This is a genomic window from Pseudonocardia sp. ICBG162 (assembly GCF_020496225.1).
GTDB classification, from domain to species: domain Bacteria; phylum Actinomycetota; class Actinomycetes; order Mycobacteriales; family Pseudonocardiaceae; genus Pseudonocardia; species Pseudonocardia alni.
Genome location: NZ_JAHLJD010000031.1, coordinates 1,040,095 through 1,053,656, shown reverse-complemented (window position 1 = coordinate 1,053,656; position 13,562 = coordinate 1,040,095). Strand labels below are relative to the sequence as shown.

Annotated in this window: 14 protein-coding genes; 10 read left to right on the top strand and 4 right to left on the bottom strand. The window is 75.1% G+C overall.

Features of this window, described 5'->3' with window-relative positions:
• Positions 1–12: 12 nt before the first annotated feature.
• The 4 genes from KPL60_RS29830 to KPL60_RS29815 all read left to right on the top strand — a co-directional run bounded on the left by KPL60_RS29830 (position 13) and on the right by KPL60_RS29815 (position 3,610).
• Complete coding sequence (locus KPL60_RS29830) at positions 13–1,476, top strand: fused MFS/spermidine synthase (RefSeq protein ID WP_226367874.1); 1,464 nt, start codon at positions 13–15, stop codon at positions 1,474–1,476.
• 472 nt (positions 1,477–1,948) lie between these two features.
• Entirely contained in the window at positions 1,949–2,389 is a 441-nt protein-coding gene (locus tag KPL60_RS29825) for a hypothetical protein (protein ID WP_226354166.1), read from the top strand.
• 64 nt (positions 2,390–2,453) lie between these two features.
• A complete protein-coding gene (locus tag KPL60_RS29820; RefSeq protein ID WP_226367873.1) occupies positions 2,454–3,053 on the top strand; it encodes a superoxide dismutase in 600 nt (199 codons plus the stop codon).
• Positions 3,050–3,610, top strand: coding sequence for a flavin reductase family protein (locus KPL60_RS29815; protein WP_226367872.1), 561 nt, complete (start codon positions 3,050–3,052; stop codon positions 3,608–3,610). Before KPL60_RS29820 ends, KPL60_RS29815 begins: the two co-directional genes overlap by 4 nt.
• On the opposite strand, the gene KPL60_RS29810 is transcribed toward KPL60_RS29815, so the two are convergent.
• The gene (locus tag KPL60_RS29810) at positions 3,552–3,728 is read right to left on the bottom strand and encodes a hypothetical protein (protein WP_168172146.1); all 177 of its coding nucleotides are present in this window, start codon (positions 3,726–3,728) and stop codon (positions 3,552–3,554) included. The genes KPL60_RS29815 and KPL60_RS29810 overlap by 59 nt on opposite strands.
• Before the next feature lie 301 nt (positions 3,729–4,029).
• On the opposite strand from KPL60_RS29810, the gene KPL60_RS29805 reads away from it, so the two are divergent.
• Entirely contained in the window at positions 4,030–5,406 is a 1,377-nt protein-coding gene (locus KPL60_RS29805) for an ATP-dependent 6-phosphofructokinase (protein ID WP_226367871.1), read from the top strand.
• A gap of 8 nt (positions 5,407–5,414) precedes the next feature.
• Here KPL60_RS29805 and KPL60_RS29800 read toward each other — a convergent pair whose 3' ends face one another.
• Positions 5,415–6,242 carry a SirB1 family protein gene (locus tag KPL60_RS29800; RefSeq protein ID WP_218622750.1) on the bottom strand — a complete coding sequence of 276 codons (828 nt, stop codon included), beginning with the start codon at positions 6,240–6,242 and terminating at the stop codon, positions 5,415–5,417.
• Between the two features lie 19 nt (positions 6,243–6,261).
• The gene (locus tag KPL60_RS29795; RefSeq protein ID WP_226367870.1) at positions 6,262–7,224 is read right to left on the bottom strand and encodes an ATP-binding protein; all 963 of its coding nucleotides are present in this window, start codon (positions 7,222–7,224) and stop codon (positions 6,262–6,264) included.
• Positions 7,225–7,446: 222 nt separating this feature from the next.
• Between KPL60_RS29795 and KPL60_RS29790 the strand changes: the two genes are divergently transcribed.
• Together KPL60_RS29790 and KPL60_RS29785 are read left to right on the top strand one after the other, a co-directional pair.
• Positions 7,447–7,899, top strand: a complete 453-nt coding sequence (locus tag KPL60_RS29790; protein ID WP_226354161.1) for a MaoC family dehydratase — start codon at positions 7,447–7,449, stop codon at positions 7,897–7,899.
• 13 nt (positions 7,900–7,912) lie between these two features.
• Positions 7,913–9,121, top strand: coding sequence for an acetyl-CoA C-acetyltransferase (locus tag KPL60_RS29785; protein ID WP_226367869.1), 1,209 nt, complete (start codon positions 7,913–7,915; stop codon positions 9,119–9,121).
• 42 nt (positions 9,122–9,163) lie between these two features.
• On the opposite strand, the gene KPL60_RS29780 is transcribed toward KPL60_RS29785, so the two are convergent.
• Positions 9,164–9,652, bottom strand: coding sequence for an inorganic diphosphatase (locus KPL60_RS29780; protein ID WP_073576771.1), 489 nt, complete (start codon positions 9,650–9,652; stop codon positions 9,164–9,166).
• A 226-nt stretch (positions 9,653–9,878) separates the two neighbouring features.
• Between KPL60_RS29780 and dacB the strand changes: the two genes are divergently transcribed.
• The 3 genes from dacB (at position 9,879) to tilS (ending at position 13,522) form a co-directional block, all read left to right on the top strand.
• Positions 9,879–11,288 carry a D-alanyl-D-alanine carboxypeptidase/D-alanyl-D-alanine-endopeptidase gene (gene dacB / locus KPL60_RS29775; RefSeq protein WP_226354159.1) on the top strand — a complete coding sequence of 470 codons (1,410 nt, stop codon included), beginning with the start codon at positions 9,879–9,881 and terminating at the stop codon, positions 11,286–11,288.
• Positions 11,289–11,435: 147 nt separating this feature from the next.
• Entirely contained in the window at positions 11,436–12,413 is a 978-nt protein-coding gene (locus tag KPL60_RS29770; RefSeq protein WP_235975617.1) for a zinc-dependent metalloprotease, read from the top strand.
• Positions 12,392–13,522 carry a tRNA lysidine(34) synthetase TilS gene (tilS, locus tag KPL60_RS29765; RefSeq protein WP_374228779.1) on the top strand — a complete coding sequence of 377 codons (1,131 nt, stop codon included), beginning with the start codon at positions 12,392–12,394 and terminating at the stop codon, positions 13,520–13,522. The genes KPL60_RS29770 and tilS overlap by 22 nt, the downstream gene beginning before the upstream one ends.
• Positions 13,523–13,562: the final 40 nt, after the last annotated feature.

The following is a 13,562-nucleotide window of genomic DNA, read 5'->3' as shown; positions in this document are numbered from 1 at the left end:
CACCATGGCGGGGTGCGCCTCGCCATGGCCCGGACCGCCGTCGTCGTCTCGGGGGCGGCGATCCTCGTCGTCGAGACCCTCGCGACCCGGCTCGTCGCGCCCTACGTCGGACTGACGCTCGAGTCGACCACCGCCGTGATCGGGGTGGCCCTCGCGGGGATCGCGGCGGGCGCCTCGCTGGGCGGGCGGTGGGCCGACGAGCGCGACCCGGTCGCCGTCGCCGCGCTGATGATGGTCGTCGGCGGGCTCGGCACCCTCGCCGTACGGCCGGTGGTCCGGCTGCTCGGGCCGCTGCTCGGCGCGGGGCCCTACGCCGCCGTGGTGCTCGTCGCCGCGTCCACCCTGGTCTCGGTGACGGCGCTGGCCGCGGTCACCCCGGCCGTCACCAAGGCCCGGCTGACCGGGCTGGACCGTTCCGGCGAGGTCGTCGGCGGGCTGTCCGCGGCGGGCACCCTCGGGTCGCTCGCCGGGACCTTCCTCACCGGGTTCGTGCTGGTCGCGCTGCTGCCGGTGAGCGCGATCCTGCTGGTCACCGCGGCCGCCTGCCTCGTGCTCGGGCTCGTCCTGGCACCCCGGCGGCGGCGCTCGGACATCGCGAAGGGCGGTGCCGCGGCGCTGCTGCTGGCCGTCGCGCTCGTCGCGCTGCCGGGGCGCTGCGACGCCGACACCACCTACTACTGCGCCGCCGTCCGGACCGACCCCGCGGACCCGGCCGGTCGCTATCTGGTGCTCGACGACCTGCGCCACTCCTACGTCCGCCTCGGCGACCCCGCGCACCTGGAGTTCGCCTACACCAAGCGGTTCGCCGCGGCCGTCGACACCGCGTTCCCGCAGGGGCGCCCGGTCGACGCGGTGCACATCGGCGGCGGCGCGCTGACCATGCCGCGCTGGCTCGCCGCGACCCGCCCCGGCAGCACCTCGACCGTGCTGGAGCTGGACCAGGGCGTGATCGACCTCGGCGTCCGCTCCCTGGACGCGGGCGGGATCCCCGGCACCACCGTGCGCACCGGCGACGCCCGGGTGAACCTCGCCGCGCTGCCCGACGACTCCGCCGACCTCGTCGTCGGCGACGCCTTCGGCGCCCGCTCGGTGCCCTGGCACCTGTCCACCGCGGAGTTCCTCGACGAGGTGCAGCGGGTGCTGCGCCCGGGCGGGCTCTACGTCCTCAACGTGATCGACCGGTACCCGCTCGACCTGGTCAAGGCCGCCACCGCGACCGTCGAGTCGCGGTTCGCGACGACGATGCTCCTCGCCCTCCCCGACGAGTTCGCCCCCGGTGGCGGCGGGAACGTCGTGGTCGTCGCCTCGGACCGGCCGCTCGACCCGGCCGCCCTCGGCGCCGCCGTCGCCCGCTCCGAACCGGCCGGCACGGTCCTCGCCCCGGACCGCACCGCCGCGTTCACCGCGGGGACGCCGGTCTTGACCGACGACCGCGCCCCGGTGGACCAGCTGATCACCACCGGGCTGGCGGGGTAGGGCGCCGTCCCCTCCGCGCCCCGGGGTGCGGTGCCCGGCTCGCCCTGCCCGGCTCGCCCTGCCGCGCTCGGCCTGACCTGCTCGGCCCGCCCTCGCCCTGCTCGCCCCGTCCCGTGCGGACCGCCCCCGCCCTGCTCGGCCCGCCGTGCCGCGCCCCGTTGCGATCGGCCGCGTCCCGCCGCGCCGCGTCCCGCCACGCCGAGATGCAGCTCAGCGGGAATTGTGGATCTCCAGGGCCCGCTGAGCTGCATCTCGACGCCGGTGATCCGTGCACGGACGATCCGGCCGCCTGACGGCCCCGTTCCCGTCGGTGGAATCGGTCCGGGCTCGGACGACTCGGGCCGTCGCCGAGCAGCCTCGCGGGAGACGCGCCCCGCCGGGAGGCGAGGCCCGGCCGCGCGGGGTCCGGATCACGCTAGGGTCGGCGACGGGGTCCGGTGGGCCCCGTCGGACGATCGAGGGGGAGACGGGCGTGGCGACCTGGGAGGACCTGAAGGCCTACGTCGTGGTCCGGTACGAGATCGTCCGCCAGGGTGCGGACGAGCTGCGGTTCCGGCTGCCGACGACCGAGGACCGGGACCAGCTCGTCGTCGTGAAGCGGGTGCGGGAGGGCGCGGGCCGCCCCGGCGTCGAGGTCACCGACGCGGCGGCCGCGGTCGCCGACCCGGACCAGGAGTGGGTGCAGATCGAGTCCCCGGTCGCACGGCTCGGCGAGGTCGACCTCGGCCGCGCCCTGGAGCTCGCGGGGCCGTCGGTGGTCGGTGGGCTGGCCGCGGAGGAGGGCGTCGTGGTGTTCCGGCACTCGATCCCGCTCGGCCCGGCCGCGCTGGACGGGTTCGAGTTCCCGTTCCGCCAGGTCGTCCACCTCGCCGACGAGCTGGAGCACGCGCTCACCGGGCGCGACGACAACTGAGGCCGGGCCGTGCGGCCGCCGTCACACTTGACCTGAAGTCCGGTTCAGCTATCAGGCTGCGGGCATGGCCGACTACACGCTTCCGGACCTGCCCTACGACTACTCCGCGCTCGCCCCGCACATCGCGCCCGAGATCATGGAGCTGCACCACTCCAAGCACCACAACACCTACGTCCAGGGCCTCAACACCACCCTCGACAAGCTCGCCGACGCCCGCGACAAGAACGACTTCGGCGCCGTCGTCGGACTCGAGAAGACCCTCGCGTTCAACCTCGGCGGCCACGTCAACCACTCCGCCTTCTGGAACAACCTCTCCCCCGACGGCGGCGACAAGCCCACCGGCGATCTCGCCACCGCCATCGACGACGACTTCGGCTCCTTCGACGGCTTCCAGGCCCACTTCACCGCCGCCGCCACCACCATCCAGGGCTCCGGCTGGGCCATCCTCGGCTACGACCAGCTCGGCGGACGCCTGCTCATCCACCAGCTCTACGACCAGCAGTCCCAGCTCCCCGCAGGCCAGACCCCCATCGTCCTGCTCGACATGTGGGAGCACGCCTTCTACCTGCAGTACCGCAACGTCAAGCCCGACTACGTCGCGGCCTGGTGGAACGTCGTCAACTGGGCCGACGCCGCCGAGCGGTTCGCCCGGGCGCGGGCGTGACGGTCGCCGATCCGGCCGGGGGCCTGCGGACGGCGTTCCGCGGGCACCCCGCCGGGGTCGCCGTGCTCACCGCGACCGGGCTCGACGGGCCGGTCGGGATGACGGCGTCGTCGGTCGCCTCGGTCGGGGTGGACCCGCCCGCGGTGTCGTTCTCGACCGCCCGTGACTCGCGGCTGGCCGGTGCGCTCGCCGGGGGCGGGACGGTCGTCGTGCACCTGCTCGACGACACCGACACCGGCCTCGCGGCGGCGTTCGCGGTCCCGGGCGCGGAACGGTTCGGGGCGGGCGTCCGGTGGATGGCCCTGCCGACCGGGGAGCCGTGGCTGGTCGACGTGGGCACCGCGCTGCGCTGCCGGGTCCTGTCGGTCACCGAGGTCGGGGCGTCGCTGCTGGTCGCGGCCGAGGTCGTCGAGCTGCTCGGGCTGCGCCGTCGCGGCCGGCCCCTGGTGTGGGTCGGACGGGCCTACCGCGGCGTCACCGTCGAGGACGCGGACGCGGTCACAGCGGCTGCGGATGCACGTCCAGCGCCTGGTCGATCACCGTGCGCAGGCGGTTGAGCAGCTCGTCGGCCTCGCTCCAGGTGACCGCGCCGGTCGCGACGCCGTGGCGCAGCTCCTCGGCGATGGTGCGGGCGAATCCGGTGGACCAGGTGTGACGGGGGTCGATGCTCCGCATGGACGAATTTTGCCCTACGCGACCTGCGGTGTTCACCCCGGGTGCTCGTTTCGTTCACAGCGCGTGTGCGACAGGGTGGGCGAAATCGGTGACGTCTGTCGATGCACACCGCAACGACGCGGGGCGGTCCGCGGGCCGGCCGGTGACGCAGCGGCGACGACGATGGTCCGATCGGCGGGACCCGGCGCACCCGCGGGTGGTCCCGCGGCGTCGTCCCCGGGGGTCGGATCGACGATTCGCCCGGTGTGCGTCACGATGATCGCCCGGCCCCCGGGCGAATCGATCCAGACGGAGTGTGCGCGTGACCACCTCGGAGTACAGCAGCATCACGCCCGGGGACCTGGCCATCGACACGCTCGGCCCGGCCCGCATCACCTCGCCGCTGGCGCCGCTGCTCGACGCCCGCCGCACCACCGAGCACTACGTCGACGCCGGTGACCGGGTCCTGCTCGACGACACCGCCGCCGGGATCCGCGCCCGCGGCGTCGAACCGGAGGAGCTGCCGGGCCTGGAGCCGTGCGGGCCGCGCCGGCAGATCTACTTCGACCCGTCGAAGACCCGCGCCGGGATCGTCACCTGCGGCGGGCTGTGCCCGGGGCTCAACGACGTCATCTCCGGCCTGGTCCGCACCCTGACCTACCACTACGGCGTGCGCCGGGTCGTCGGGTTCCGCAACGGCTACCGCGGCTTCGTCTCCTCCTACGGCCACGACGTCGTCGAGCTGAGCCCGGAGTCGGTGCGCGACATCCCGGTCGACGGCGGCACCTTCCTCGGCACCTCGCGCGGCCCGCAGGACCCCGAGGAGATCGTCGACTGCCTCGAGCAGATGCACCTCAACGTGCTGTTCGTGATCGGCGGCGACGGCACCATGCGCGGCGCGATGGAGATCGCCAGGGTGGTGGGGGAGCGGGGGCTGCGGATCGCCGTCGTCGGGATCCCGAAGACGATCGACAACGACATCCCGTTCATCGACCAGTCCTTCGGATTCCAGACGGCGTTCTCCCAGGCCAGCGAGGCCATCCGGTCGGTCACGGTGGAGGCCAAGTCCACCCCCGGCGGGGTCGGCCTGGTCAAGCTGATGGGCCGGCACTCCGGCTTCATCGCCTGCTACGCCTCGCTCGTGCGTTCCGACGCCGACGCCGTCCTGATCCCCGAGGTGCCCTTCGAGCTGGACGGCGAGACCGGTCTGCTGAACCACCTGCGACGACGGGTGTCCCAGCGCGGGCACGCGGTCGTCGTCGTCGCGGAGGGAGCCGGGCAGGAGATGCTGCCGCCGGTCGGGCGCACCGACGCCTCCGGCAACGCGAAGCTCTCCGACGTCGGCCCCTGGCTCAAGGAGCGCATCGCCGACTCCTTCGCCGACGCCGGGATGGAGACCACCGTCCGCTACGTCGACCCGAGCTACATCATCCGCAGCGTCCCCGCGAACCCCTACGACAGCGTGCACACCGTCCGGCTGTCCCAGGCCGCGGTGCACGCCGCCATGTCCGGGCGCACCGCGATGGTGGTCGGACGGGTGCGGCGCCGGTTCGTGCACATCCCGATGAGCCTGGCCGTCAGCCGTCGCAACCAGGTCGACCCGCACGGCGACCTGTGGATGGCGGTGCTGGAGTCGACCGGGCAGCCGTGGCGCTTCGGCGAGGACTCCGGCGCACCGACCCGGGCCCCGCACACCTGACCGGGGTCCTAGTTGAGATGGGCCCGGTGCTTCATCGCCTCGGTGCGCACCTCGTCCAGCACCTCGGCGCCCGAGCGCGATCCGCGCCCCGGACCGTCCACCCAGGACTCCATCAGCCGGGCCGCCTCGTCCCAGCGGGCCTGCGCGGCGAGCACCTCGCCGAGCTCGCGGATGAGCTCCGGGCCCTGGTGGCGCAGGCCCAGCCGCATCCGGAGCACCCACTCCAGGCCGTCGTGGTCGCGGGAGCGGCCGTAGGTCGCCCGCAGGTTCTCCAGCATCCGGGCGAGGATCTGGCGGGTCGAGGTGCGCGGCAGCATGCCCGAGTCGAAGGGCACCTCCGGGCCGGCGCCCGTCGTCGCGCGGAAGAGCTCCTCGCAGCCCGCCGGGTCGAGCCGCCTGCCGCCGTCGAAGGCGTCGACGAGGCGCTGGGTGCCGGGCACCCGCACCAGGAAGTGCCCGGGCATGCCGACGCCCTCCAGCGGTACCCCGGCCCGGCGGCCCACCTCGATCGCGACGACCGACAGGGTGATCGGGATGCCGGTGCGGCGCTCGAGGACGTCGGGCAGGAAGGAGTTGCGCGGGTCGGCGTAGTCGGTGGAGTTGCCGCGGAACCCGGCCTCGGTGAACAGCCGGTGCAGCAGCGACTCGAACCCGGTGACACCGTCGGCGAGCTCGTCGAGCGTCGCGCGGGCCCGTGCGGTGGACACCGCCGCGACCTCCGGGTCCGGGGCGGCGCCGGCAGCGATCGCCAGTGCGGCCTCGTCGAGCGGCGGTTCGGGCCCGGTCACCATCCGCAGGAAGCGGGTCACCGGGTCGGCGCGGTCGTGCCGGGTCACCCCGGGACCGTACCGGGATTCACGGGGGCGACATCGTGACGCGCACGACCGTGCCCGTCACCTGACCGGGATCGTCCTCCGCGGTCCACACCTGCAGCACGTCCGACAGCTCCGAGGCCAGCCACATCCCCCGGCCACGGTTCCCGGCGACCGGCGGTGCGGCGAGCCCGGGGAACGCGAGCTGGCACGTCGCGGCGTCGCTCATCTCCGAGACCAGCCCCGCCTCGGTGCGCCACATCCGCAGGACCGGGTGACCCGACCCGTGCTCGACGCCGTTGCTGATCAGCTCGTTGACCGCCAGCACGAGGTCGGAGATCCGGCTGGGCCCCAGCCCGGACAGCTCGGCCTGCCGCTCGACGACGCGCCGCATCGACCCGAGGTCGTCCAGGGTCACCGGCAGCGTCACGAGCGCAGGCCCCAGCTCGTCCGGCGGGCACTGCGGGTTCTCGGCCAGCAGCTCGTGGTCGTCGCGCCGGCAGCCGCTCGGGACCGGGGCGCCGTCGACGAGGAACTCGTCGTGCAGGGCCCCGGCGTGCGCGCGGTCGGCCTCGACGTCGGGGAAGCAGCACAGCAGCTCGACGGGCAGCGCGCGCAGGGCGTGCGAGAGGGCGAGGTCGAGGCGGGTCCAGTAGGCGGCGTCCGCACCGGGCAGCTCGACCGGCTGGCCGACCGTGCAGACCCCGGACGCGCCGTCGGCCAGCGCCTCGCGCACCGCGCGGCTCCAGCGCCCCGCGACCGTGAACGGCGGGGCCGAGTGCATCCGGTCCGGCGTGCGGAACTCCACCCCGGCGTCGTGGCCGAGGGAGCGGCGCAGCACCGCGGCACACCGCGGGTCGACCACCACGAGCGCACGACGGCCCGCCTCCAGTGCCTCGGTCACCGGTGCGGTGAGGGCGACGGCCTGGTGTTCGGGATCCCGGTACGGCACGGCCCGGTGGACGAGGCCGTCCGGGTCGGGACGCGGGGTGGTGGTGGCGGTCATCGGCGGTCGGGGGCGGTCGGGGTCATGGGGCGTAGGCCTTCCACGTCGAAGCTGTGCCCATCTGCTCAAGGCGGCTCCTGACGGGGTGACCATAACCAAGCCGCACCGGTCGTGTGGTGCGGGGCGTGTGTGTTCGACGACGTCGCACCCCCCGGCGGCCCGCGGTGCGGTAGGGAAAGCTGGAAACGGATCACCCATCACGCACCACGAACGGAGTGACAGATGCGCGTCTTCGACGGAGTGGACGAGCTGCGGGCGGCCAAGGGGACCGAGATCGGGACCTCGCCCTGGCTGACCGTCACGCAGGAGCGGATCGACGGCTTCGCCGACGCCACCGACGACCACCAGTGGATCCACGTCGACGCCGAGCGGGCCGCGTCCGGACCGTTCGGCGCCACCATCGCCCACGGCTTCCTGTCGCTGTCGCTGCTGCCCAAGCTGGTCCAGGCCGTCTACAAGGTGGACGGGGTCAAGATGGGCGTGAACTACGGCCTCAACAAGGTCCGGTTCACCAGCCCGCTGCCGGTGGGCAGCCGGATCCGCGGCCGGGTCGAGCTGACCGACGTCAGCGACGTCCCCGGCGGCGTCCAGCTCACCATCGGCGTGACCGTCGAGGTCGAGGGATCCGAGAAGCCCGCCCTGGTCGCCGAATGGCTGACCCGGCAGTTCGTCTAGGAGGAGAGACCCCATGCGTGATGCGGTGATCTGCGAGCCGCTGCGGACCCCGGTGGGCGGGTTCGGGGGGTCGCTGCGCGACGTCCCGGCCCACACCCTGGCCGCGACGGTGATCCGCGCCCTGATGGAGCGGACCGGGCTGGACCCCGACGTCGTCGAGGACGTCGTGCTGGGCAACTGCTACCCGACGATGGACGCCCCGGCGATCGGCCGGGTCGCCGCGCTCGACGCCGGCCTGCCGGTGACCGCGGGCGGCATCCAGATCGACCGCCGCTGCGGCTCGGGCCTGCAGGCCGTGCTCTACGCGGCCGGCCAGGTCCGGACGGGTGCGGCGGAGGTCGTGCTGGCCGGCGGCGCCGAGTCGATGTCGGGCGCGTCGTTCTACTCCACCGGGATGCGCTGGGGGGTCAAGGGCGGCGGCGTCACGCTGAACGACTCGCTGGCCCGCGGCCGCGTCACCGCCGGCGGGAAGAACTTCCCGGTGCCGGGCGGCATGCTGGAGACCGCGGAGAACCTGCGCCGCGACTACGCGATCCCGCGCGCCGAGCAGGACGAGTACGCCGTCCGCTCGCACCACCGGGCCGCGGCCGCGCAGGAGTCCGGGATGTTCGCCGAGGAGATCGTCCCGGTGACCGTGCCCGGCCGGAAGGGCGACACCGTCGTCGAGCGCGACGAGCACGTCCGCCCCGACTCGACGGTCGAGAAGCTGGCGACGCTGCGCCCGATCCTGGGCAAGGACGACCCGGACGCCACCGTGACCGCCGGCAACGCCTCCGGCCAGAACGACGGCGCCGCGATCTGCGTGGTGACCAGCCCGGAGAAGGCCGCCGAGCTAGGACTGCGCCCGCTGGCGAGGGTCGTGTCCTGGGGCCTGGGCGGGGTCCCGCCCAAGACGATGGGCATCGGCCCGGTCCCGGCGACGGCCAAGGCCCTGGACGTGGCCGGGCTGACCCTGGCCGACATCGACCTGATCGAGCTGAACGAGGCGTTCGCGGCGCAGGTCCTGGCCTGCACGCGGGAGTGGAAGTTCACCGACGCCGACTTCGAGCGCACCAACGTGCACGGGTCGGGGATCTCGATGGGGCACCCGGTCGGCGCCACCGGCGGCCGCATCCTGGCCACCCTCACCCGCGAGATGCAGCGTCGCGACGCCCGCTACGGGCTGGAGACGATGTGCATCGGCGGCGGCCAGGGGCTCGCCGCGGTGTTCGAGAAGGTGTGACCCGTACCCGGGGCGGCCGTGCGCGGCCGCCCCGGCGACCGGTCAGTGCCCGGCGTTCTTCGCGCGCTCGTAGGACGCCTTGATCTCGCGCTCGGCGTCGGCCCGGCCGACCCAGGACGCGCCCTCGACGCTCTTGCCCGGCTCGAGGGTCTTGTAGATCTCGAAGAAGTGCTGGATCTCCGCCCGGTCGAACTCGGCCAGGTGGTGGATGTCGCGCAGGTGCTCCTGGCGGGGGTCGTCCGAGGGGACGCAGAGGACCTTGTCGTCGCCGCCCTTCTCGTCCTTCATCCGGAACATGCCGATCGCGCGGGAGCGGATGACGCACCCCGGGAAGGTCGGCTCCTGCACCAGGACCAGGGCGTCCAGCGGGTCCCCGTCCTCGCCCAGGGTGTCGTCGATGAACCCGTAGTCGGCGGGGTACTGGGTGGCGGTGAACAGGGTGCGGTCGAGCCGGATACGTCCGGTCTCGTGATCGACCTCGTACTTGTTCCGGCCGCCCTTGGGGATTTCGATGGTGACGTCGAAGTCCACGGTTCGTTGCTCCTTGAAGAGGGTCAGCGGTCTTGTGTCACGGCTCCACCGGATCCGGGGCGGGGCCGCTGGCCCGCCCGCTCCGGCGGTGTCGGTGCTGCCCCCTAGTGTGAGGGACCGGGTGGGCACGGGTGCACGCCGGTGAGGGCGGAGCGGGCCGATGTGGCCCGCGTCGCACCACCGTGCGGGCAGGTCGGCCGCCGGACGAGCAGGTACAGGAGGGTCCGTGGGACGCAGGCATCGCCGGCCGGAGCGCAGCTACCGGCGGTTCGCCGTGGTCGCGGTCGCGGTGATGGCACTGGCCTCGCTGTTCGGCGCCGTCGCCCTGGCCGGGCCGGACGCCCGCAGCTCGTTCGGGCTCGGCACCGCCGCCACCCAGTACCCGCCGGTCCCGATGCCCGCGCTGCGCCCGCTCACGCCGACGGCGCCGGTGCCGAGCGCCGCCGGGATCACCCAGGCCCTGTCCTCCCAGCTCGACGCGCCCGAGCTCGGCGAGGTCACCGGGGTCGTCATGGACTCCGCGGCCCCGCGCGGGGTGAAGCCGATCTGGGAGCGCGACGGCGACCGCGGCATGGTCCCCGGCTCCACGACGAAGCTGCTCACCGCCGCGGCCGCGCTGCTGTCGCTGAACCCGACCGACCGGCTCGCGACCCGGGTCGTGCCCGGCCCGTCCCCGGACTCGGTCGTCCTCGTCGGGTCCGGCGACCCGTCGCTGACCGCGCTGCCCGACGGGCAGGACGGGCTCTACCCGGAGCCCGCGCGGATCGCCGACCTCGCCGAGCAGGTGAAGAAGGCCGTCGGCCGCCCGATCACGACGGTCTACACCGACGCGAGCCTCTGGAAGGGCCCGGCCGAGTCGCCGGGCTGGGGGCCCACCGACGTCGCGGACGGCTACGTCGCCCCGATGTCGGCGCTGATGCTCGACGGCGGGCGCACCGACCCGCTGCAGCAGGACGGCCCGCGCAGCACCGACCCCGCCGCGGCCGCCGGCAAGGCGCTGGCCCGCGCGCTCGGCGCCTCCGACGTCCGCGAGGGCGTCGCCGCCGCGAACGCGCCGGTGCTGGGCAGCGTGTCCTCCCCGCCGATCGCGAGCCTCATCGAGTACATGCTCACCGCCTCGGACAACGTCACCGCCGAGGCGATGGCCCGCCAGGTCGCGGTGTCCAAGGACGGCGAGGCCTCGTTCGACGGCGCCTCGAAGGCCGTCACCGAGGCGCTGGTCCAGGCCGGCTACGACGTGTCCGGGCTGAAGCTCGCCGACGGCAGCGGCCTGTCCCGGGACAACCTGATCCCGGCCCGGCTGCTCGGCGCGGTGCTGTCCTCGGCCGCCGCCCAGTCCGACAGCCCGACCGACGTGCAGTTCCTGCGCCCGATCCTCACCGGGCTCCCGGTCGCCGGTGGTGGCGGGACGCTCGCCGACCGGTTCGGCGACCCGCGGTCGGTCGCCGGGCGCGGCGTCGTGCGGGCCAAGACCGGCACGCTGTCCGGCGCCTCCAGCCTGGCCGGGGTCGTCACCGACGTCGACGGCAGGCTGCTGGTGTTCGCGCTGCTGTCCAACGGCACCTCGCCCGCCGACGCCCGGCCCGCGCTGGACCGCATCGCGGCGACGCTGTCGCGCTGCGGTTGCCGCGGCTGACCCGGTCTCGCGCACCCGTCGTCGCGGGTAGCGTGGGGACGCATGGAGACCGACACGACCGGCCAGGTCACCGGCCGCCGGCCCGACCGCACCGGCGCCGGACTGCCGGTGAACTGGTCCCTGGCCGCGTCGACGGCGGCCTCGCTGATGCCCGCCGGGCCCCGCACCACCCCCGCGGTGGCGGGCGCGCTGGTGGAGCGTCTGCGCACCGACTCCGCCCGCGCCGAGGGACACGTCCGCGAGGTCACCGGCCTCGGGGCGGACCTGCCGCTGCTGCCCGCCGACGTGCTGGACCGGCCCGCCTGGGCGCGTGCCGCCGTCGGGGGGATGGAGGCGCTGACCTCCGGCGCCCGGCTGCCCGACTCGCCGTGGCCGCTGCGCACGGTCACCGCGGCGGGCTCGGGGGTGCAGCTCGGCGCGCTGCTCGCCTACATGGGTGCCCGCGTGCTCGGCCAGTACGACCCGTTCGGCGGGCCCGGCGGGGCGGGGCGGCTCATCGTCGTCGCCCCGAACGTCTACGCCGCCTCGCGCTCGCTCGACGTCGACGGTGACCAGTTCGGCCTCTGGGTCTGCCTGCACGAGGCCACCCACCGGCTCCAGTTCACCGCGGTGCCGTGGCTGCGCGACCACTTCGCCGGGCTGGTCACCGAGCTGCTGTCGCTGCAGGAACCGGACACCGCGCGGCTCGCCCGGCTGCCCGACGCGATCCGCGCGCTGCGCGGCGAGGACGGCCGCAAGGCCGACGTGCTCGCCCTGGTCGAGCTGTTGCAGGGCCCCGAGCAGCGGGCCGTGCTCGACCGGCTGCTCGCCCTGTCGACCCTGCTGGAGGGGCACGCCGACCACGTCATGGACGCCGTCGGGCCGGACGTGGTCCCCGACGTCGCGCTCATCCGGCGCCGGTTCACCGAGCGCCGCCGCGGCGGCGGGCTGATCGACCGGATCCTGCGCGCGCTGCTCGGGGTCGAGGCGAAGATGCGCCAGTACGCCGTCGGCGCCGCGTTCTGCCGGGCCGTCGAGCGCGAGGCCGGGATGGCCGGGATCAACCGGGTCTGGGAGTCGCCCGAGACGCTGCCGACCCGCGCCGAGCTGGACGACCCCGCCGCGTGGCTGCGCCGCGTCGCCTGACGAGTCACGGGCCCGCCGCGGCGGGCCGGGTCCGGCGCGCCGTGCGGGCCGCACTGGACCGGCTGCCCGGTGACGCGGCCGCCGCCCCGCCGCTGGTCGCCTGCTCCGGCGGTGCCGACTCCACGGCGCTGGTGCTCGCCGTCCGGGAGGCCGTCGAGGGGCCGGTGCACGCCGCCGTCGTCGACCACGGGCTGCAGGACGGGTCCGCGGAGCGCTCGGCGGGGCTCGCCGCGCGGCTGCGCGGGCTCGGGGTGACGGCGACGGTGCACCCGGTCGTCGTCGGCGCCGTGGGCGGCCCCGAGGGCGCGGCCCGGACCGCCCGGTACGCGGCGCTGCGGGCGGCGCGGCCGTCGCCGTCGTCGCCGGTGCTGCTCGGGCACACCCTCGACGACCAGGCCGAGACGGTGCTGCTGGGCCTCGGCCGGGGCTCCGGGGCACGGTCTTTGTCCGGGATGCGTGAGTGGACCGAGCCGTGGCTGCGCCCGCTGCTCGGGGTGCGCCGGGCCGACACCGTCGCCGCCTGCGCGGCCGCCGGCGTCGCGGTCTGGGCGGACCCGCACAACGCCGACCCCCGCTTCGCCCGCTCCCGGCTGCGCCACGAGGTGCTGCCGCTGCTGGAGGACGTCCTGGGCGGCGGGGTCGCGGCCGCCCTCGCCCGCACCGCCGACCAGCTCCACGACGACGACGCCGCCCTCTCCGCCGCCGCGGCCCGGCTGCTGTCGGCGGCCCGCGTGGCCACGGACGGTGAGCGGGGTGCACCGGCGGGGGAGACCGGGCCGGGTGATTCCGGCGACAACGGCTCACCACCGGGTACCGCCGTGACCGACCCGACCGGGGTCGCGGCGGGGGTCGGGGAGGCCGTCGGCACCGCGCTCGACACCGGGGTCCTGGCCGCTGCCGAGCCCGCCGTGCGACGCCGGGTCCTGCGGGAATGGCTCGCCGGAGCGGGCGCGCGGGCCCTCACCGACGCGCAGCTGCGGGCCGCCGACGACCTCGTCGGGGCCTGGCGCGGGCAGGGCGGACCGGCGCTGGGCGGCGGCTTGGTGCTGGCCCGCGCCCGTGGCAGGCTCGTGCTGCGCCGCCGCAGCCGGCCGCGTGACCGGGCGTGACCGCGGGTCCGGTGGAGGCGTCGACCGGGCCGTCACACGG

Coding starts and splice junctions, on each gene's coding strand:
- KPL60_RS29785 (WP_226367869.1), top strand. CDS start 7,913: ATGCGTGATGCGGTGATCTGCGAGCCGCTGCGGACCCCGGTGGGCGGG.
- KPL60_RS29795 (WP_226367870.1), bottom strand. CDS start 7,224: ATGACCGCCACCACCACCCCGCGTCCCGACCCGGACGGCCTCGTCCAC.
- KPL60_RS29790 (WP_226354161.1), top strand. CDS start 7,447: ATGCGCGTCTTCGACGGAGTGGACGAGCTGCGGGCGGCCAAGGGGACC.
- KPL60_RS29770 (WP_235975617.1), top strand. CDS start 11,436: ATGCCCGCCGGGCCCCGCACCACCCCCGCGGTGGCGGGCGCGCTGGTG.
- KPL60_RS29820 (WP_226367873.1), top strand. CDS start 2,454: ATGGCCGACTACACGCTTCCGGACCTGCCCTACGACTACTCCGCGCTC.
- KPL60_RS29810 (WP_168172146.1), bottom strand. CDS start 3,728: ATGCGGAGCATCGACCCCCGTCACACCTGGTCCACCGGATTCGCCCGC.